We start from the raw sequence: 19,253 nt of genomic DNA, 5'->3' as shown, positions 1-19,253 counted from the left end.
GCAATCGAAAGAGGTGTAATTATGGGAAACTATGCAGTACAAGACAGAGATGTAACCGTTGAAGAGTTATTGGCTGGTGCTGAAAAAGTTGGAATATTGGCGGAACAAGAAGCATTAGAAGCGGAAAAAAATGCGACCATTTCTGAAAATGTCGTAAACCTTATCAAGGAAACACAAATTTCGAGGATCATGCTTCCAAAAAAATATGGCGGACCACAGGTAGATTTGAAAACGTTTGCGAAGATTGTCCGAAAGGTTGCGAATTATAATATTTCAGCTGCCTGGCTGACGTATCTTTATCCACTGCACAATATGCTGCCATCTTTTCTTCCGGAAAAAGGGGCAGATGAAATTATTAATCAAGGCGGCTTAATCTGCGATATCTTTGCAGCCCTAGGAAAAGCAGAAAAAGATGGCGACGGTTACCGGATCAGCGGCAAGTGGAGTTTTGTAAGCGGCGTCAATTTCAGTGACTGGGTTGGCGTTGGCGTCATGATCCAATTCCCAGATAATCCAAAACCTGTTTACTGTTTGCCGATGCTGAAGGTTTCAGAGGTTGAAGTGGTAAACAATTGGGATACATTTGGACTCAGAGGTTCTGGAAGTAATCAAGTAATTGCTGATAATGTTTATGTTCCAATGGAGCGAATTTTGCGTTTGGATGAAGCGGAACTGACAAGAAGACCTCCATTAGAAAATTATGACAAGGATTACCCATTTTATCATGTACCATTCTTCCCTTCTTTTTATTTTGGCTTTGCTGCCATGGCACTTGGCGGTGCAGAGCGAATTCTTAAGGAATTTAAAGTGCTTACCGAAAAGCGCGTTCGCTTAATGGATGGTGTAAGGGAAAGCGAATCACCTCGCAGCCAGCGGGTTTTAGCAGAAATGACTACGGAATTTCATGCAGCGGAAGCTTTAATCGATAAATATATCAATCTGCTAGAAAACTATGAAAAAGATGGCTGTGTGACACAGCCGGGAGAATTCTTTGCCATTCGGACAAAAGCCATAAAGATTTGTGTGGATATCGCTGTCAGAGCTCTATTAACCCTTGGTGGCGGCGCTCTGTATAAAGGCGGACCAATGGAATTGTTCTTACGAGATATTATGGCGGTTGCTACGCATAAGACTTCTTTGTACGAAGATTCTGTTGCTGCTTACGGAAAGGAATTATTTGGATTTGATTCAGGGGTAAGAGGTTAAGTTCATAATTTAGGAGGTAAAAAGAATGGATGATCGTCAATTTCGTCAAGCAATGGGGAAATTTGCAACAGGCGTAACTGTTATTGCAACAGAGCTGGAGGGTGAAATCCACGGGATGACAGCGAATGCTTTCATGTCTGTGTCGCTTGATCCAAAACTAATCGTTATTTCAATCGGTGAAAAAGCAAAGATCCTGAACAAGATTAAAGAAAGCAAAATTTTCACCGTCAATATTTTAGCAGCCGACCAGCAGGAGCATTCAATGATTTTTGCCGGCCAATTGAAGGAACATCGTGAAGTAGCATTTGAACGGCTGGATGGCAAGCCGGTTATACCTGGATCTGTTGCCCAAGTGGCCTGTGAAGTCTCAGCTGAACATGTCGAAGGAGATCATACCTTATTCATTGGCAAAGTAACCGACATTCATCTTTCAGATGCAGAACCTCTAATTTTTTACAGTGGAAAGTACCGCTCATTAGAAAAACTAGAAACAGTCATAATCTAAAGGACATGAAAGGAGACTGAAATGAAAACCATTTACTTGAACCGGGAAAATTTGGCTGACTGGCAGAAAAAGGCGACGCCAAATGTCATGGCGCTTGGGTGTTTTGACGGTCTCCATCATGGCCATTGTACTGTCATCAAAACAGCGTTGCAAAAAGCGAGAGAAAAACAGGTTCCATTAGCTGTTATGAGTTTCTTTCCTCATCCGAAAACGGTGATATCAAACGGTAAAAAACAAATTCAATACTTAATGCCGCTTGCGGAAAAAGAGGAGCGGCTCCGGGAATTGGGTGTCGATACCTTTTATATTGTGGAATTTGATAAACCGTTTGCTGCTCTATCACCAGAGCAGTTTGTTGCCAAATATTTAGTTGATTTCGGTGTAGTCCATGCGGTTGCGGGTTTTGATTTTTCCTATGGCTGCCGTGGAGCCGGACATATGGATCGGCTTCAGGAAGATTCCGGCGGACGCATTAAAGTCACAAAAGTAGCAAAGGTAGAGTGCCGCGGGGAGAAAATCAGTTCCACCTGCATTCGAGAGCGGCTCTTAACGGGGAATGTAGAGGAGCTGCCTGATTTTCTTGGTCAGCCTTATGAAGTGAAATGTGAGTGGGACGGGATTTTACTAAAGCTCCAGCCCTACCATACTCTTCCTGCTCCAGGTCGCTATTTTGTAACACTGAAAAATGAACATAGCTCTATCAAAACTGAAATAATCGTCACGGAAGGCCCTTCCCTTCATTGTGAAAAAGAGATCCCCTTATTTTTGAAGGGCATCCTTTCCATTGTGTGGCACCGTCGTATTCGGGAAGAGGAGAAACGATTAATCTCGTAAATTTATGAAAGGAAGTGGAAAAAATGGCTGAAATTATTGCAGGTGTAGCCATGTCTCACAGCCCAATGATCATGACCAATGAAGCTGGCGCCGGTGAAAAAGGACAGCGTTTTATTCAGACAGCATCAGAAATGAAGACGTGGGTGAAAAATGTTGGTGCTGATGTGATTGTATTGGTTTCCGATGACCATTTTAATAGTTATTTCTACGACCATATGCCGTCCTTTACGATTGGCATTGGGGAATGCGAAGGCTGGGGTGACTGGCAGCTGCCGAAATATAAGATTCCTGTACAGCAAGAACTTGCCAAACATATTCTCCATACTAGTTTAGAGAAAAATGTCGATTTTGCCTTCACATTAAAAATGAAGGTGGACCATGGTCATACACAAGGGATCTACTTTTTAAATCCTGATCTTAAAATACCTGTTGTTCCTATCGCTGTGAATACCTCCGCGCCGCCGCTGCCGACTATGGATCGCTGTTTCCAACTGGGAGAAGTTATCCGTGGTGCGATCGAATCATGGGATTCCGATAAAAAGGTTGCGATTGTCGCTTCCGGCGGATTATCTCATTGGGTGCCGATTCCAAAGATTGAGAGTGAAAAACCACAAGATCAATTTTTGATTAATGTTTTAAAGAATGGCCGCCAGGAAATAGACCAGCTGGATGAATATTTAAAATTACGGGAAACCAATGTAACCCGTATTAAATCAGGTCCAGTTAATGAGCAAATTGACCGAGAATTTTTACGTTTAGTGACAGAAAAGGATTATTCCGCTTTACGAAACTGGAGTGCTGCATTTATTGAAGAGCATCTAGGAAATGGCGGGCAGGAAATCCGCAACTGGCTGGTCCTTCTCGGGGTGCTGCAAGGGTTTGAAGCGGACGTGGCCTGTTATGAGCCGATTCCGGAATGGGTGACAGGCATGGCAATTGTTCAGTTCTCGCAGCCAGTAAATCAAAAGTTTAGTAAATCGTCAGAATATGAAGTGAGTATTTAATAAGGAGCGATTTGGAATGACAATTTGGACAGATTTAGCGGATGTTGAATATAAACTCTATTATTTAGATGCCAATGGAATCAAAACAAGAGTAATGGAAGCAGGCACTGGTGAACCTCTGATTTTACTTCATGGCACTGGGGGGCATATCGAGGCTTATGCTAGAAATATGAAGGGTCTGAGTGAACATTTCCGCGTTATCAACATTGATATGGTAGGACATGGCTTCACTGACAAACCAGATCGTCAGTATGGAATTGACTATTATAGTGATCATTTATTATGGGTGATTCAGGCGCTGGAATTAAAGCAAGTCTATCTTTCTGGGGAGTCATTAGGAGGCTGGGTGGCCGCTTGGTTTGCAGCTGAGCATCCGAAATATGTGAAAGCGATGGTTTTGAATACTCCTGGAAATGTGAACAACAAGCCTGAAGTGATGCAAAGATTAAAAGATTCGACATTAAAAGCCGTTCTTGAAGCAAACTATGAAAATGTAAAAACGCGGCTTGAGTGGTTAATGTATGACAAGAGCCAAGTTACAGAAGAATTAATCGAAACCCGCTATAAAATATACACCCAGCCGTCATACCAAGAAGCAGTACACCATATCGTCTGCTTGCAGGATATCGAAGTAAGAAAGCAATACACCTGGGACCCATCATGGTGCGGCAAAATCAATGTTCCTACTTTATTGGCTTGGACAGACCACGATCCGACTTCAACCGTTGAGGAAGCTAAACCAATACAGGATATGATTCCAAATAGCGAATTAGTTGTCATCAAAGATGCCGGGCACTGGCCGCAATGGGAAAAACCAGAAGAGTTTAACAGTATTTTATCGGACTTCCTTTTAAAGAATCGCGCGAACAATAAGGAAGAAGCAAATCTTGTAACGAATAAATAAGGCTGACCAACTTTGTTCTAACATCCTAACTGCATATCTCGCAGTTAATGAAAAAGCACTATTTAATTGATTCAATTAGCTTTTATATTTACTGAATCTTTGAATAGTGCTCTTTTTGTATATTTTTATAGAGAGAGGTTTTTCAATGACTAACCATGTAGCATCTCGAGTAGATCAAGCATATAAGCATTTGCTACAGGCAGATGCTGAAAAGAAAATGGTCTCGCCGCTTACGGATTTGTATCCGGATATGACTGTTGATGAGGCCTACCATGTCCAGATCAAAGCGATAGATCAGAAAGTCCAGGATGGACAGCAGATAGTCGGCAAAAAAATTGGCCTAACTTCATTTGCGATGCAGAAGCTGTTAGGCGTAGATCAGCCGGATTATGGACATCTATTGGATCGGATGGAAGTGCCGAATAATGGCATTATTGCACTAAATGAGCTTTTTCAGCCAAAAGTAGAAGCGGAAATTGCTTTCGTCCTTCGGAAAGATTTGCAAGGTCCATCCGTCACGCTGGAGGATGTGTTAGAGGCAACAGACTATATTGTACCTGCCTTAGAAATTGTCGACAGCCGCATCGTGGACTGGAGAATTAAATTGCAGGACACGATTGCGGACAATGCTTCCTGCGGTCTCTACGTTTTAGGGGATGAAAAGATTTCGGTAGCAGATATGGATTTAACCCAAGTCGAAATGAAACTTTTCCGAAATGGAGAATTGATGAATACAGGCTATGGCTCTGACGTATTAGGGCACCCGGCCACGTGTGTCGCCTGGCTGGCGAATAAGTTATCAGAATATAATGTTATTTTAAAAGCCGGCGAAGTAATTCTATCCGGTGCATTATCAGCAGCTATTGTGGCTGAAAAAGGAGATCGGTTCACTGCCGGTTTTACCGGTTTAGGAAAAGTGGAAGTTACATTTAAATAAAGGAGGTCCTTATATGGATCAAAAGAAAGCCAATAGTGCGAAAATCACGAAAAAAGCGTGGGTCATTATTTTACTTTTATTCTTATTGACGGTCATCAGTAATGCCGACAAGGCGATTATCGGCTTTGCCTCTGTCCCAATTATGAAGGAATTAGGACTGAATCCCGAGCAATGGGGCGTTGTCGGCAGTGTATTCTTTTTACTTTATTCTCTTTCCGCTGTTCTCGTTGGAGCGCTTGCCGATAAGATTGGAACCCGAAAAGTAATCGCCGGGATGGCAGCCATTTGGGCCCTTGTTCAGTTTTCCACTGTATTTGTTTCAAGCTTTACTTACTTATTGATTACGAGAATCATTTTAGGGGCAGGGGAAGGCCCTTCCTATTCGTTAGCGATGACGGCTGCATCTAAGTGGCTGCCAAAGGAAAAACTCGGTATCGGTTTAACATTGGTATCTATCGGCGGTCCTCTTGGCGTTGCGATATCGGCTCCGATATTAATGCACCTAATCTTAAACTATGGATGGCGCTCTGCCTTTATTGCAACGGGAATTGTCGGTGCAATCTGGATTGTCATGTGGTTATGGCTGGCAAAAGAGAAAGCGGTTTCACCTGTGGGAGCATCTGACTCAAAAGGGAATGTTGTAGTGACAGAAGCTTTTCCTGAGTCAAAATTTACTTCCGTGTTGTTCTCGAAAAATTTTATTCTAATTGCTTTATGTGGATTTGCTACTTATTGGTCATTCACGATTGGACTTAACTGGCTGCCGAATTACCTTCAGAATGTTCGAAAATTAAGTCCGGAAACATTAAAGATTGTTGTTTCTTTACCGTGGATTATGATTACCATTTCGCAGATTGTTTTTTCTTCGGTTTCGGACTGGCTTTTTCATAAAACGAAAAGTGTGGTCAAGGGGCGGGTATTTGTTTTAGGGCCAGTAATGCTGGCAGGTGCAGTTTGCTACACTTTAGGAACCTTTACAAGCTCGAACATCATGGCGATCGCGTTACTATCTTTGGGATTAACCTTTGGATGTATTACCTTAGTGCTTGGACCAGCCATTTTGGTTGAGTTAGTTTCCAAAAAGCATCAAGGTAAAATTCAAGGTTGGTTTATGGCATTGACTTCCTTAGGCGGGATTGTTGGACCATATGTAACAGGTTATCTTGTTCAACATTCATCCAATCCAGCGGTAGGATTCCACCATTCCTTCCAGGTTTGTGGTTTGATTCTTCTTGTGTTCGGCGGGCTGGTTTGGCTGGCAGTAAGGCCAAAGAAATCCGAAAAGGCATCACAAGGATTGATGACAGAAAAATTATCAAGTTAAGCATTTCCTTTTAAGAACCTTGATTTCGTTTCAAGGTTCTTTTTCGTTTATTTGAATTCGAATAGGGGAAATATAATTGGGTGCTAAAGATTTTATTTTTTGAGGCAGGGAAAAAATATGTTTTCATTAAGAGGGGATGCGCATAAAGTTTTTCTTCGCTTGAAAAAAACAATGGATTATGGGCATTCTGTCAATGACATGAAGGAACTTATTGAAATAGAAGAAATTCAAAAGCTATACAAGGCGCTTGATAGCAGTACATTAAAATTAATTTTTTACCGGATGACAAAAGAAAAGAATGGTTCCGGTTTTATTCCTATCCTTGTTTCCTCAGTCCCATGGTTAATGCTTTTATTCTCAAAGCAATTATCGGAATTTCTTTTTCATGATGGCAGTTTGCTATGGATTGTCTTCAGTTTCCTTTATATTTTTGCTGTTGCTGCCAGTGTCATTCTTCATTTTCGTGAAAAAGCATGGGCCGCCTTTCATATGGAAATTATTAAGGACATATTAAATGAAAGAAAAGATAATGGGAACTTGGGACATTCTTCAGTGTAATGTCTCTTTTTGTTTTTGATTTTCGATTCCTCTCCCAACACTGCTATAATTAGGGCATGAGAACACTTTAAGGAGCTATCGCTGAAAAATAAGCAGGGGGAGATTTTTTGTGAAATCTGCGTTAATTCTTGGGGGAACACAGTTTGTCGGGAAAAGATTAGTCCAATTAATGTTAGATGAAGGAATTGAAGTAACCATCGCGACAAGGGGGAAGACTCCTGATTCCTTTGGTGATCAAGTATCGAGATTGAAAATCAGCCGCGAGGATGCCGGTTCTTTACATAAAGCTTTTCAAGGCAAGAAATGGGATGTTGTCTTAGATCAAACATGCTATTCTTCCCAAGAGGCCTTCGATACGCTTCAAGCATTATCTGGGAAAATACGAAAATACGTATTTACATCCAGCCAGGCAGTTTATGATTTTGGGACCTTACATAAGGAAGAAAACTTTAATCCCCTAGAGTTTAACCCAGTGTTAAAAACTAGAGGCGAGTATATCGGTTATGTAGGTTACCAGGAAGCAAAGCGGGCTGCCGAAGCCGTTCTTTTTCAAAATGCAGAAGTTCCCGTTGCAGCCGTCCGCTTTCCGATTATTATCGGAAAAGATGATTATACCAATCGTTTAAAATTCCATGTGGACCATGTCAAAGATGGAAAAGCGATGTTCATCGAAAATCCTGATTTGCGCTATAGTTTCATAGATTCAGAAGAAGCGGCAAAGTTTTTATTCAGTATGGCTAAGTCTGATTTCCATGGAGGCATTAACCCTGGATCCAGCGAGGATATAAGTTTAAGAGAATTGGTAAGGTTAATTGAAGACATGACTTCATCAAAGGCCATTTTACAAAAGGATGGGGACCCATCACCATACAATTTGCCTGGTTCATGGTCAGTCGATACTAGTTTAGCCTGCTCACTTGGGTATAACTTTATATCATTGAATCAATTATTAAACCGATTAATCCATTACTATGAATAGGGTTTTCCAAAAATGAAAAACCGGTTGCTATGGTTATCGATAGGAATATCTCAGATTCTCTTTTTGGTTTTATTGCCGGTTTGGTTAAGACTCTTGGCCTATCTTCACCCTGTTGTATTAGTGGTTGTATGGTCCTGCGTGACATTGCTTGTGTTTTTCTTAGTTTATTTAATAGGAAAAGGGACAATAGTAGTTCCTAATCTTCTTATCAAGTCTGTCATGTGTATGTATAGCTTGGGCTTATTCATATTGTTATTTTTCCGGCCCTCGAATCAGGAGTATAACCAAGTTAACTTGATGCCTTTTAGAACAATCCTAGGATTTTTTTCAGGAGATGCAAATTTCCTAGTTGCCTTCTACAATATTACCGCGAATATATTGTTATTCGTTCCTTACGGTGTTGCAGCGTACTTACTAAACAAACGTCCTTCGCAGGTGAAATTAATTTTCTTTCCTATTCTTTCTATTTTGCTGATTGAAGCGGCGCAATACTTTACAAAGCGGGGTAGTATGGATATTGACGATTTTATTTTAAATGTGCTCGGGGTGGGGATGGGCTATCTTTTGCATCCAATTATTCAAAAAGTTGTGGTTGTTAAATAAAAGAAGCGTGGTATTCACGCTTCCCGCTGCTTTTGTGTACGAATCCTTTTTTTAAATTAGTACACGAATGATGTTCCCACAATAATTAAAAGGATGAAAAGCACAACGATTAAAGCAAAACTTGAGATATGTCCAGACATATGGAATCCACCTCCTTTATCACGAGGTAGTACATCATATGCATAACTACTTGGTTTGTAATGGACAGGTATGGATTTTTTTATAAAAAAGGAGAGAATCATTTGATGATAGAAGGGACTTTTAATGGCCATAATGGAGTGGAGCTATATTATCGGGTTATGAAGCCGAAGTCGATCCCAAAAGCAGCCCTGATTTTAGTACATGGACATGGTGACCATAGTGGAGGTCTGGAAAACTTAAGTACTAGATTGGTTAAAAATGATTATATCGTTTATGCCTATGATCAGCGAGGCCATGGGAAAAGTTCGGGTAAGAGGGGCTTTATTCGGACATGGGATGAATATAAAGTTGATTTAGATAAATTTCGCAGAATGGTAGTTTCCGAATTTCCTAATCTGCCGTTGTTTATGGTTGGCCATAGCCTTGGCGGAGTTGTAACACTTGATTATTTATTAGATCATGGTACCGATCTTGCTGGAATTATTACTATTGCTCCGGCGATTTCCTACGAAGCGACCAGATCGGAAAAGCTGCTGATTTCTCTAATGGGTAAGCTTAAACCCGATTTTAGTATTGAAAAACCTGGGGATATTAAGCGGTTAACCCGGGATCCTGAAATGATCGACAAACTTAACTCTGACGAATTGCGTCATGATACGGTAACACCTGGCTTGGGACGGGGGTTAATGCTGTCAGTAGAACGCCTAACAAAAGAAGCAAGCTCTATAAAGCTGCCTTTTTTGCTGCAGTTTGGGCTGGAGGATGAAATAACTCCTCCCGATAAGCTGAAACAATTCTTTGACTCTGTCGCTTCCCAGAACAAACAGAAATTTGAATATCCAGCAATGCGGCATCGTCCATTTGATGACTTGGGACGGGAACAGTTTTTGGAGGACCTTATTGGCTGGCTGGAACGGCAAACTAGAGAGGAACATGTTGTGCTTTAAAGGACTTTCATTTACCGGAGGAGTGTGTATTTTGCAATTACGGTAAATGAAAAGGCAGTTCATTGCCCGAGGGAGAGCTTATATTGTTATTACGGTAAATGAAAAGGCGTTTCATTACCCGAGGGAGAGCTTATATTGTTATTACGGTAAATGAAAAGGCGTTTCATTACCCGGGAGAGAGCTTATAATGTTATTACGGTAAATGAAAAGGCGTTTCATTGCCCGAGGGAGAGCTTATATTGTTATTACGGTAAATGAAAGGACGTTTCATTGCCCGTGAGAGTACTATTTTCCTCATCACGGGCAATGAACCTACTATCATCATTCGTGTTGTATTCCAAAAACCATTTTCCTAAACCGTTTCAAATAACATGGCAACACCTATTCCACCCCCGCTTCCAATTGCAGCGAGAACATATCTTACTCCATGTCTTCTTTGAACTTCATAGAAAAGCCTAGTGACCAAAATGGCACCAGAGGCGCCGTAGGGGTGGCCGACCGTTAACGAACCGCCGCTCACATTCAATTTTTCAAAGGGAATGGAGAGTTCTTGTGCACAGGCGACAATTTTTGAAGCAAAAGCTTCATTGATTTCAAACAAATCAATATCTTCGACAGTGAGCCCATTCCTTTTTAATAAGGTCTGGATTGCTGGTATAGGCGCCGCCCCTGGATAAAAGGGATGGACACCTGCAACCTGGCTGTCAACAAAGCGAAGAACTGGCAGAAAGCAGCGAGTACGAGCAGTTTCCTCGTCCATTACCAGCACTGCAGCAGCCCCGTCATTAATTCCACAGCTGTTGGCCGCTGTAACGGTACCATTCTCAATAATCGGCTTCGCTCTCCTAAGCAAAACTCCCATATTCCTCTTTTTAAAAAACGCTTCATCATTGGTCCATTGTTCAATGTGGACTATTTCATCTGTAAAAATTCCTCTCTCAAACGATTCCCAGCTACGTTCATAGCTTAGAAATGCATATTCATCCTGGAGCTCTTTCGAAATTCCATATTTTTGGGCGACCATTTCCGCTGCCTCCAGCATGTCGGGATCTCCAATGCTGTCAGGAGAAAAGCGGGCACGTTGTTCATAATGGGAGGTACTGGAGCTTTCGACACCTCCAGCGATATAGCACGATCCTGCCCCGCCTTGAATGAAATAACAGGCTAGGCGGATGGCTTCAAGCCCTGCACTGCATTGCCGGTCCAGCATCAAACCTGGAATGGAAAGAGGAAGACCTGCTTCCAGTGCAGATAAGCGGCCGATATTGCCTCCAGGCCCCGTTACATTTCCTAATATCACGTCATCTACATTTTCACCAAGTCCGGCAGCTAAATGGCTGAGAACAGGAGAGGCCAATTCCTGCGGCTCGAGGCGATGCAGCATCCCATTCTTTTTTCCAACCGGTGTTCGTTTAGCACGGACAATGACTGCTCTTTTAATGATTCGTCACCACGCTTTCTATTAATTCCTTCACTTCCGGACGGGCAATTTTTCCGCTGGTTGTATGCGGCATTTCTTCGATGAAAAACCATTTCCGCGGGATTTTATAGGATGATAAATGCTGCTTGCATAATTTTTTTAAGTCCATAATTGTTGCGGAACCTTTAACGGCAGCGACGGCAATTTGTCCCCAATAAGAGTCTTGGATGCCGATGACCGCGACTTCCTCGACAGAAGGATGCAAACCAATTACCTTTTCAATTTCTTCTGGAAAAATATTAATCGCTCCGTATAAAATCATATTTTTTTCACGGCCCGAAATGTACAAGTAGCCGTCCTCATCTAGATACCCCATATCGTCAACAGTAATCCAGCCATTTTCGTCCTGGATCGGACGAATGCGTTGATGACCGGAATTCCCCTCCGTTTGGAGATACCCAATAAAAAGCATGTTACTTTTTACAAAAATTTTCCCTGGTTCGTTTGGTTTAGCGGCTTCCATGTTCGAACGGCGAATTTGGATTTGGACATTATGACAGGGCTTGCCGACCGATCCTGGTTTTCGGTCGTTATCGTTTAATACGGTGACAAAGCTTAACTCGCTTGCTCCATAAAATTCGTACATGGAGAGAGACGGGAACATCTGCCGGATTCGCTGCTTGGAGTTCTCCTCCCATTTTGCTCCAGAGGAGAGGAATTTAATGTGTTTCTCGATGCGACGCTCTTCCTTTAAAAAGGCAGCGACCATGGTTGGTACGACATAGACGGCTGTAATTGGCTGTGATTCCATTAATGCTAAGGACATACTCGAAGAAAATTTCTCGAGAAGATAGACTGTTCCTCCTATAAATAAGGTGCTGATGGCGCCATATAGGAAATGGGAATGGATCAATGCCCCAGGCACGATTACATGATCATTTTCATGAAGTTGAAAATCATATCGGCTGCAATCGAAGCTTGCCACCCATGAGTCATGGGCACGAATGAAGGCTTTCGGATTCCCGGTTGTCCCTGAAGTAAATCCCATATAAAACGGGGTCTTTCCGTCTATCTCAATGGCTCTGCTTGAGGAAGTGTTATTGACTGCTGAAAGGACTTCCTCCCATATGACTATCTTTACAGGGAGGCTCTGGACTTTTGAAAAAAGCTCACCTGTTGTGATAAGAATAGATGGCTGGGCTAATGCTAGACGTTGTTTCAATTCTGTTTCGGTCCATTTCAAATCAAAGAGAACGGAGGTCCAGCCGGCAGTGGCTGCCCCAGCAAATAGCTGCAGGAAGGGGATTCCGTTAGGAAGTAAGATTCCGATTGTTCGATGGTCAAGATTAAGAGAATCCAGCCAGTTAGCCGTTTTGTACACCATTTCGTGCCAGGTTTGATAGCTTATTTTTTTATTGTTAGTTTGAATGGCGATTTTTTCAGGGTAAGATTGAGCATGGTTTATGTATGATTCCGTAATGGATGCCATATTTATCACCTCTTTTTACATACTAACACAAGTTTAGAAACAGGTTTGTGTAACTTTATTATCGGATAGGGTGTTCCAATTGGCGGATAGGCGGAGCCAATTGTCGGATAGCGTGCTCCAATCAGCGAAAAGCAAATCAATTGTCGGATAGCATGTTCCAATCAGCGGATAAGCGCAACTAATTGTCGGATAGCGTACACCAATCAGCGAAAAGCAGATCAATTGTCGGATAGCGTGCTCCAATCAGCGGATAAGCAGAGCCAATTGGCGGATAGCATGCTCCAATTATCGGATAGCGTACACCAATCAGCGAAAAGCAAACCAATTGTCGGAAAGCGCACTCTAATCATCGGATAACACCACTCAATCAGCGGAAAACCATCCCAAAAAAAGAAGACACATTAAAGTGTCTCTACATTTTTATGCAAGTTGCGTTTTATAGCAGGAGATTTTACCAGTCTATAAACTAAATAAGAAGCAAGTATAGCTTTTAGGATATCTCCAGGAATATAGGCCATGCTTGTTAAGATTGCTTTTTCAATTGGAATATCCATTACAAAAGCTTGAACTGGGATACCGATGAGGTAAAGCAGGAAAATACCTACCGTTAAATTGACAATTAATATATTTCGCAATTTCAATTTGCTAAATCGAGTGATTAAATAGCCCACACAAAAAGCGGCTAAAGGATAAGCGAATAGGTAGCCTGCACTTGGTCCAACAAAAACGCCAATTCCTCCGCGTCCTCCGGATAGTAGTGGTGCTCCAGCTGCAACAACCAATAAAAATACAGTCATGCTTAACGCGCCGAGCCTTGGCCCTAAAACACCGCCGGCAAGAAGTACACCTAATGTTTGTATAGTGATCGGAACAGGTGTAAATGAGAGCATAATTGGCGGAACAAAGCCCAGTACTCCCATAAATGCCGCGAGAAGTGCAACGTATGTAATATCTAAAATTTTCATAATCCATCCCCACTTTTTTATTTGTATATTAATGATTTTAAAAGCATCGATAAATTTATGTCAACTACTTTTTTTATTTGGTTAACAAAAAACAGAAATTATTACCAAAATACTTGATTAGCAGATTTAATGTTTTATAATTTTATATGTAAACTAAAAATGAAAAATGGTTAACAAATAAAACGAGGTGATCATGTGGAGTGGGTAAAACTTGCACGGAGAGTAATCGAAGGATATTCACTAACGAAAGAAGAGGCAAAGGAGATTTTGGAGGCCAATGATGATGAGGTCTTAGCACTTGTCCATGCTGCCTATGAGATTCGCAGACATTTTTATGGAAAAAAAGTAAAGCTGAATTTGATTATTAATGCAAAAAGCGGGCTCTGCCCGGAGGATTGCGGCTACTGTTCCCAATCAATTAAAGCAAAAACGGAGATTGACCGCTATACGTTAATCAGCAAACAAACGATTGTCGAAGGGGCAAAAGAAGCGAAAAAGAACAAAATCGGTACATATTGTATTGTCATGAGCGGCAGAAGACCCACTAACAATGAAGTCGATACAGTGATAACAGCTGTCGAACAAATCAAACAAGAGGTAGAGCAAATTAAAATATGCGCTTGTTTGGGGCTGGTGACTGAAGATCAGGCCGTAAAGCTGAAAGCGGCAGGTGTCGACCGCTTTAACCACAACATAAATACAAGTGCCAATCATCATTCCAATATTACGACGACCCATGATTATGATGACCGGGTTCATACGATTGAAAACTTGAAAAAAGCAGGGATTTCTCCATGCTCTGGCGTTATTTGCGGAATGGGTGAAACAGATGATGATATTGTCGAAATGGCGTTTGCACTCAAAGAGCTTGATGCAGATTCCATCCCGGTTAATTTTCTCCATCCGATAAAAGGAACAAAGCTAGAGGATTTGGATGATTTAACGCCAATGCGCTGCCTAAAAATCCTCGCACTTTTCCGATTTGTGAATCCAACTAAAGAAATTCGCATTTCTGGTGGACGGGAATACAATTTACGCTCCTTACAGAACTTGGGGCTGTTTATTGCGAACTCCATCTTCGTCGGAGATTATCTGACAACCGATGGCCAAGCGGCAAAAGAAGATTACCAGCTCATTAAAGATCTTGGATTCGAAATTGAAGAAAATCCTTTTGAAACCGAAAGCCAGCACTTTGAAATACAAGCACAAAAATAGCAAAAAGGAGCCAAACGGCTCCTTTTTGCGCTTAATCAAACTGTGTGCAGCAGGAAATTGGTCAAAAACAGCATCGAAATAATATAAATCGAGAGAGATAGCTGCTTTTGTTTGTTTGTAAAAAGCTTAACCAGCGGGTAAGCGATAAATCCGAATGCAATTCCATCGACAATACTGTAGGTTAACGGAATCATGATTATCACAAGAAATGCCGGGAATGCTTCGGTAAAGTCTGTAAAATCGATATTTACGATATTGGTTAGCATCAATCCTCCGATGATGATGAGGATTGGTGCGATTGCCGAACTAGGTACGAGTTTGATAAAAGGCATGAAGAAAAGTGATGATAAAATGAGTAAACCTGTTACAACAGAGGTTAACCCCGTTCTTCCGCCAGCCGTGATTCCCGCCGCTGTTTCAACCGTCGAAACAGATGGACTTGTGCCTAATAATCCACAAACAATTGTAGAAATAGAAATGGCTTTAAGTGATTTCTCATTCTTTTCCGGTGCTTCCAGCATTCCGTTCACCTGTGAATGAAGCAGACCGATATTTTCAAAAACGAGCACCAAAACCAGCGAAAAGGCAGCTGTCCAAAACGGAATGGTGGCCATGTTTCCAAAGTCTGCGCTTAATAAGACATTCTTATAGTCATCGAAGGAAATAAAACTCGTATCGATTGCCGAAAAATGTACGAGCCCAAAAAAGTAGGATACAATCGTCCCCAAAATAATACTGATTAAGAAGTTCCCCGGTACTTTTTTCAAAAATAAAAATAACGTGATAATCAGATTAATGATCGAGGCTAAAACCATCGGTGCAGATAAGTTCCCCATGGCCACAAAGTTAGTGGGGTTACCAACAATAATCCCGCTTTTTTGTAAGCCGATAAAGGCAATAAATAAGCCTATTCCAACAGTAATTGATTCCTTTAATGAAGACGGTATCGCTTTTGATAACAAGGCTGATAGTTTCGTAAAGGCCACAATCACAAAGATTATTCCAGATATAACAACTGCTCCTAATGCTTCCGTATAATTCAGCCCCATCGAACCCACTATGGTATAGGTGAATAAGGCATTAATTCCCATTCCAGGGACGATGATTAATGGTGCGTTGGCCATAAAGGCCACCAGTAAACAGCCAATCAGCGATGAAAGTACGGTTGCGATAATCCCAGCTTCAAGCGGTATTCCGGCATCCTGAAGGATATTTCCATTCACGGCTATAATGTAGACAATGGAAAAAAACGATGTTAACCCTGCTATAACCTCCTTTTTCAAATTTGTTTTGTTCTGCTTAAGTTTGAAAACTCCCTTCATATTTTAATCACACACTTTCGTGTTGCCCTCTCCCACCCGCATTAAGTAAAATTTATATTCAACTTATGCCGGGGAATATTATAACACAGATTAAACTGAAAAAAAGCATCTACAACCGTAAAATCTTACCATTTTTAACCCTTAAAAAAATCGAGTAGAAAAATATCGAATAGTTATTATAGAATAGAAAATAGACAAAAATAAAAACTGAATAATACTCAGCTTTTGTTCCACTATTTTGGAAGCGCAACCAATTTGTTTGTGACATTGGTGTCAGGCACCGCTCGTGGACATTTGTCCACGGATGGTGCCTGACACCAATTTATTTTAATGGTATCCAAATTTCTGAATAATAATTAGGGCTCCAAGGATCTCCAGCAGGATAGACTTCGAGGTCAGGGGTTCCAGCATGCTTATAATGGCTGGATGGGAACCATTCTGAGAAGATTTGTTTCCAAGCCTGCTGCATCGCTTCTGGCATGGCCCCGTGCACTTCAAATACGCCCCATTTGGAAGCAGGTATTTCAAGATGCATCAATTTCTCTGGAGTGTCACCAGCATATTCAGTAGCAATCCAGTAATCCATTAATTCGGACTGTTCGCCGCCGCGCTTATCGACGCATACCCCGAGAACACCTTTAATTTCCCCATGATTCAAACTAAATAATAAATCATTTGTTCCATCTCGATGAACATCTCCCCACATTTTCGGGATTCCTTCTAAATTTTCTCCATTTTGGCAGGAAAACTCCCGCTTGACTCCGACTACTGTAAACCCATCTCTTTCAATAATTTTGTAGTTCATAGGTTCGGCTCCTTTCAGAATCACCTGGATGGCCAGGCGGTTATAAGATTTCAGCTTTCCACTATAATTTCTTGCCTGACTTGGTGTGATGCCATGCTGCCGGCGAAAGGCTTTAGCAAAAGCCTCAGGAGTGTCGTAGCCATATTTAAGGGCGATATCAATGATCTTGCTGCTAGAATGAGAAAGCTCCTGTGCAGCAAGTGTTAACCGTCGACGGCGTATATAGTCTCCTACTGTAATATCGGTTAAGATAGCAAAAGTACGCTGAAAGTGAAATTCTGAGACATTCGCCTGTTTAGCAATGCTTTCAATTGAAATTGTTTCTAATAAATTTTCTTCAATATAATTAATTGCCCTTTGCAATGATTCGACCCAGCCCATATCGCTCACTCCTTGAGTGTATATTAACAGCGATTCAAATTGACTTCCTGTCAATTTTAGCTTTGTTTGAACAGTTTCCCTGTTATTCCATTGTTGAGCGTTTATGCTTGAATGTCCAATGAATCGACCATAAAAGAAAGTAATGGTAAAAATGGCTCTTTTTCAATAATGAATTTAATGTTATTCTGAAAAAATGATTGTAAAAAATCAAACGGTTATTAAGTAAGCGTTATCTGTGGTATATATAGTTATTTTGAATGTAAAGAAGAGGAAATATCTCTCTACATATTAATTTTTATATAGTAAAAAATAACTAACAATTTAGCTGTTGAAGAGGAGGATTTAAATTGAAGAGAATTAGTTTAGCTTGGCAAATATTCATTGGTCTGGCGCTTGGTATTATTGTCGGAGCAATTTTTTATGGGAATGAGAATGTTGCAACTTGGCTTCAGCCAATAGGAACGATTTTTATCCGATTAATTAAAATGATTGTTGTTCCAATCGTGGTTTCCAGCCTTATCGTCGGGGTTGCTGGCGCTGGGGATATGAAATCTTTGGGAAAGCTTGGCGGAAAGACGCTGCTTTATTTCGAAATCATTACGACAGTCGCCATTATAGTCGGACTTCTTGCAGGGAATATATTCCAGCCCGGGTCTGGTGTAGATCGTTCACACTTAACAAAAACCGATATAAATACTTATGTTCAAACTGCTGAACAAACTGAGACACATTCGATGGCTGATACTTTTATCAATATTGTGCCGACCAATATTATTCAGTCATTAGCAAATGGGGACATGCTTGCTATCATTTTCTTTTCCGTGATGTTCGGAATAGGAGTGGCTGCTATCGGAGAAAAAGGGGTTCCAATCCTCAATTTCTTTAGAGGAACAGCCGATGCGATGTTCTATGTGACCAATCAAATCATGAAACTGGCACCTCTTGGTGTTTTTGCATTAATTGGCGTTACGGTTTCAAAGTTTGGAATTTCTTCATTAATTCCATTAGGTAAACTGGTACTCGTGGTTTATGGAGCTATGATTTTCTTTATCTTAGTTGTTCTGGGGCTAACAGCAAAAATTGCAGGTTACAATATTTTTAAGCTCATTCGTTACTTAAAAGACGAACTTATTCTTGGATACTCTACAGCAAGTTCTGAAACCGTACTTCCGAAGATCATGGAAAAAATGGAGAAAATCGGATGTCCAAAGGCCATTACTTCGTTTGTAATTCCCACTGGATATTCTTTTAATCTTGATGGGTCAACTTTATATCAAGCAATTGCTGCTTTGTTCATTGCGCAAATGTATGGTATCCATATGAGCATCGGTCATCAAATCACATTGGTTCTTGTATTAATGTTAACTTCAAAAGGGATCGCTGGAGTTCCAGGCGTATCGTTTGTCGTCCTCCTTGCCACACTGGGCAGTGTAGGAATACCAGTTGAGGGACTGGCGTTTATCGCGGGAATTGACCGGATTTTGGATATGGCACGTACGTGTGTCAATATTGTCGGAAACTCCCTCGCTGCCATTGTCATTACCAAATGGGAAGGGCATAAACTTCATGATGATAGAATAGAGAATGTAGCATAATATATTGAAAAGAACACTTCCGCTTTCGGAAGTGTTCTTTTTATTAGGATTATTTTTCTATTTATAAAAGTAGGTTAGTAAGGGAAATTTATTCAAAAAAGGGGGAGGGATGAATGAAT

Annotated in this window: 19 protein-coding genes; 13 read left to right on the top strand and 6 right to left on the bottom strand. The window is 41.1% G+C overall.

The window, feature by feature from the left end; all coding sequences use genetic code 11:
• The first annotated feature begins 21 nt into the window (after window positions 1–21).
• The 10 genes from ACIFOT_RS03765 (at window position 22) to ACIFOT_RS03720 (ending at window position 8,854) form a co-directional block, all read left to right on the top strand.
• Window positions 22–1,206: an acyl-CoA dehydrogenase family protein gene (locus ACIFOT_RS03765; protein WP_430061790.1), complete on the top strand. Its 1,185-nt coding sequence runs from the start codon at window positions 22–24 to the stop codon at window positions 1,204–1,206.
• Window positions 1,207–1,231: 25 nt separating this feature from the next.
• Window positions 1,232–1,711, top strand: a complete 480-nt coding sequence (locus tag ACIFOT_RS03760) for a flavin reductase family protein (protein WP_430061788.1) — start codon at window positions 1,232–1,234, stop codon at window positions 1,709–1,711.
• Window positions 1,712–1,732: 21 nt separating this feature from the next.
• Entirely contained in the window at window positions 1,733–2,545 is an 813-nt protein-coding gene (locus ACIFOT_RS03755) for an adenylyltransferase/cytidyltransferase family protein (protein WP_430061787.1), read from the top strand.
• Window positions 2,546–2,568: 23 nt separating this feature from the next.
• Window positions 2,569–3,549 (top strand): hypothetical protein, encoded by a 981-nt coding sequence (locus ACIFOT_RS03750; RefSeq protein ID WP_430061785.1) that lies wholly within the window; start codon window positions 2,569–2,571, stop codon window positions 3,547–3,549.
• 16 nt (window positions 3,550–3,565) lie between these two features.
• Window positions 3,566–4,453, top strand: a complete 888-nt coding sequence (locus ACIFOT_RS03745; RefSeq protein WP_430061783.1) for an alpha/beta fold hydrolase — start codon at window positions 3,566–3,568, stop codon at window positions 4,451–4,453.
• Window positions 4,454–4,598: 145 nt separating this feature from the next.
• A complete protein-coding gene (locus ACIFOT_RS03740; protein WP_430061781.1) occupies window positions 4,599–5,390 on the top strand; it encodes a 2-keto-4-pentenoate hydratase in 792 nt (263 codons plus the stop codon).
• Window positions 5,391–5,403: 13 nt separating this feature from the next.
• Window positions 5,404–6,714: an MFS transporter gene (locus ACIFOT_RS03735; protein ID WP_430061779.1), complete on the top strand. Its 1,311-nt coding sequence runs from the start codon at window positions 5,404–5,406 to the stop codon at window positions 6,712–6,714.
• A gap of 117 nt (window positions 6,715–6,831) precedes the next feature.
• Entirely contained in the window at window positions 6,832–7,272 is a 441-nt protein-coding gene (locus tag ACIFOT_RS03730) for a hypothetical protein (protein ID WP_430061777.1), read from the top strand.
• Window positions 7,273–7,381: 109 nt separating this feature from the next.
• Window positions 7,382–8,251: an NAD-dependent epimerase/dehydratase family protein gene (locus tag ACIFOT_RS03725; protein ID WP_430061775.1), complete on the top strand. Its 870-nt coding sequence runs from the start codon at window positions 7,382–7,384 to the stop codon at window positions 8,249–8,251.
• A gap of 12 nt (window positions 8,252–8,263) precedes the next feature.
• Complete coding sequence (locus ACIFOT_RS03720; protein ID WP_430061773.1) at window positions 8,264–8,854, top strand: VanZ family protein; 591 nt, start codon at window positions 8,264–8,266, stop codon at window positions 8,852–8,854.
• A gap of 56 nt (window positions 8,855–8,910) precedes the next feature.
• On the opposite strand, the gene ACIFOT_RS03715 is transcribed toward ACIFOT_RS03720, so the two are convergent.
• A complete protein-coding gene (locus ACIFOT_RS03715; RefSeq protein ID WP_430062270.1) occupies window positions 8,911–9,066 on the bottom strand; it encodes a YjcZ family sporulation protein in 156 nt (51 codons plus the stop codon).
• Between the two features lie 33 nt (window positions 9,067–9,099).
• Between ACIFOT_RS03715 and ACIFOT_RS03710 the strand changes: the two genes are divergently transcribed.
• Complete coding sequence (locus ACIFOT_RS03710) at window positions 9,100–9,942, top strand: lysophospholipase (protein ID WP_430061771.1); 843 nt, start codon at window positions 9,100–9,102, stop codon at window positions 9,940–9,942.
• A 352-nt stretch (window positions 9,943–10,294) separates the two neighbouring features.
• Here the strand turns inward: ACIFOT_RS03710 and ACIFOT_RS03705 are convergent, their stop codons facing one another.
• The 3 genes from ACIFOT_RS03705 to ACIFOT_RS03695 form a co-directional block, all read right to left on the bottom strand.
• Window positions 10,295–11,383: an acetyl-CoA C-acyltransferase gene (locus tag ACIFOT_RS03705; protein WP_430062267.1), complete on the bottom strand. Its 1,089-nt coding sequence runs from the start codon at window positions 11,381–11,383 to the stop codon at window positions 10,295–10,297.
• On the bottom strand, window positions 11,379–12,851 hold the full coding sequence (locus ACIFOT_RS03700; protein WP_430061769.1) for an AMP-binding protein: 1,473 nt from the start codon (window positions 12,849–12,851) through the stop codon (window positions 11,379–11,381). The genes ACIFOT_RS03705 and ACIFOT_RS03700 overlap by 5 nt, the downstream gene beginning before the upstream one ends.
• Window positions 12,852–13,252: 401 nt before the next feature.
• Window positions 13,253–13,816, bottom strand: a complete 564-nt coding sequence (locus ACIFOT_RS03695; protein WP_430061767.1) for a biotin transporter BioY — start codon at window positions 13,814–13,816, stop codon at window positions 13,253–13,255.
• Between the two features lie 195 nt (window positions 13,817–14,011).
• Between ACIFOT_RS03695 and bioB the strand changes: the two genes are divergently transcribed.
• Window positions 14,012–15,031, top strand: a complete 1,020-nt coding sequence (bioB, locus tag ACIFOT_RS03690; RefSeq protein WP_430061765.1) for a biotin synthase BioB — start codon at window positions 14,012–14,014, stop codon at window positions 15,029–15,031.
• A 35-nt stretch (window positions 15,032–15,066) separates the two neighbouring features.
• Here the strand turns inward: bioB and ACIFOT_RS03685 are convergent, their stop codons facing one another.
• Both ACIFOT_RS03685 and ACIFOT_RS03680 read right to left on the bottom strand, forming a co-directional pair.
• Window positions 15,067–16,353 carry an NCS2 family permease gene (locus ACIFOT_RS03685; RefSeq protein WP_430061763.1) on the bottom strand — a complete coding sequence of 429 codons (1,287 nt, stop codon included), beginning with the start codon at window positions 16,351–16,353 and terminating at the stop codon, window positions 15,067–15,069.
• 322 nt (window positions 16,354–16,675) lie between these two features.
• The gene (locus ACIFOT_RS03680; RefSeq protein ID WP_430061762.1) at window positions 16,676–17,539 is read right to left on the bottom strand and encodes an AraC family transcriptional regulator; all 864 of its coding nucleotides are present in this window, start codon (window positions 17,537–17,539) and stop codon (window positions 16,676–16,678) included.
• Between the two features lie 347 nt (window positions 17,540–17,886).
• Between ACIFOT_RS03680 and ACIFOT_RS03675 the strand changes: the two genes are divergently transcribed.
• Window positions 17,887–19,134 carry a cation:dicarboxylate symporter family transporter gene (locus tag ACIFOT_RS03675; RefSeq protein WP_430061760.1) on the top strand — a complete coding sequence of 416 codons (1,248 nt, stop codon included), beginning with the start codon at window positions 17,887–17,889 and terminating at the stop codon, window positions 19,132–19,134.
• Window positions 19,135–19,253: the final 119 nt, after the last annotated feature.

Source organism: Neobacillus sp. NRS-1170 (assembly GCF_050468025.1).
The sequence above is the reverse complement of the archived record's forward strand: the minus strand, read 5'-3'. Positions and strand labels throughout refer to the sequence as shown.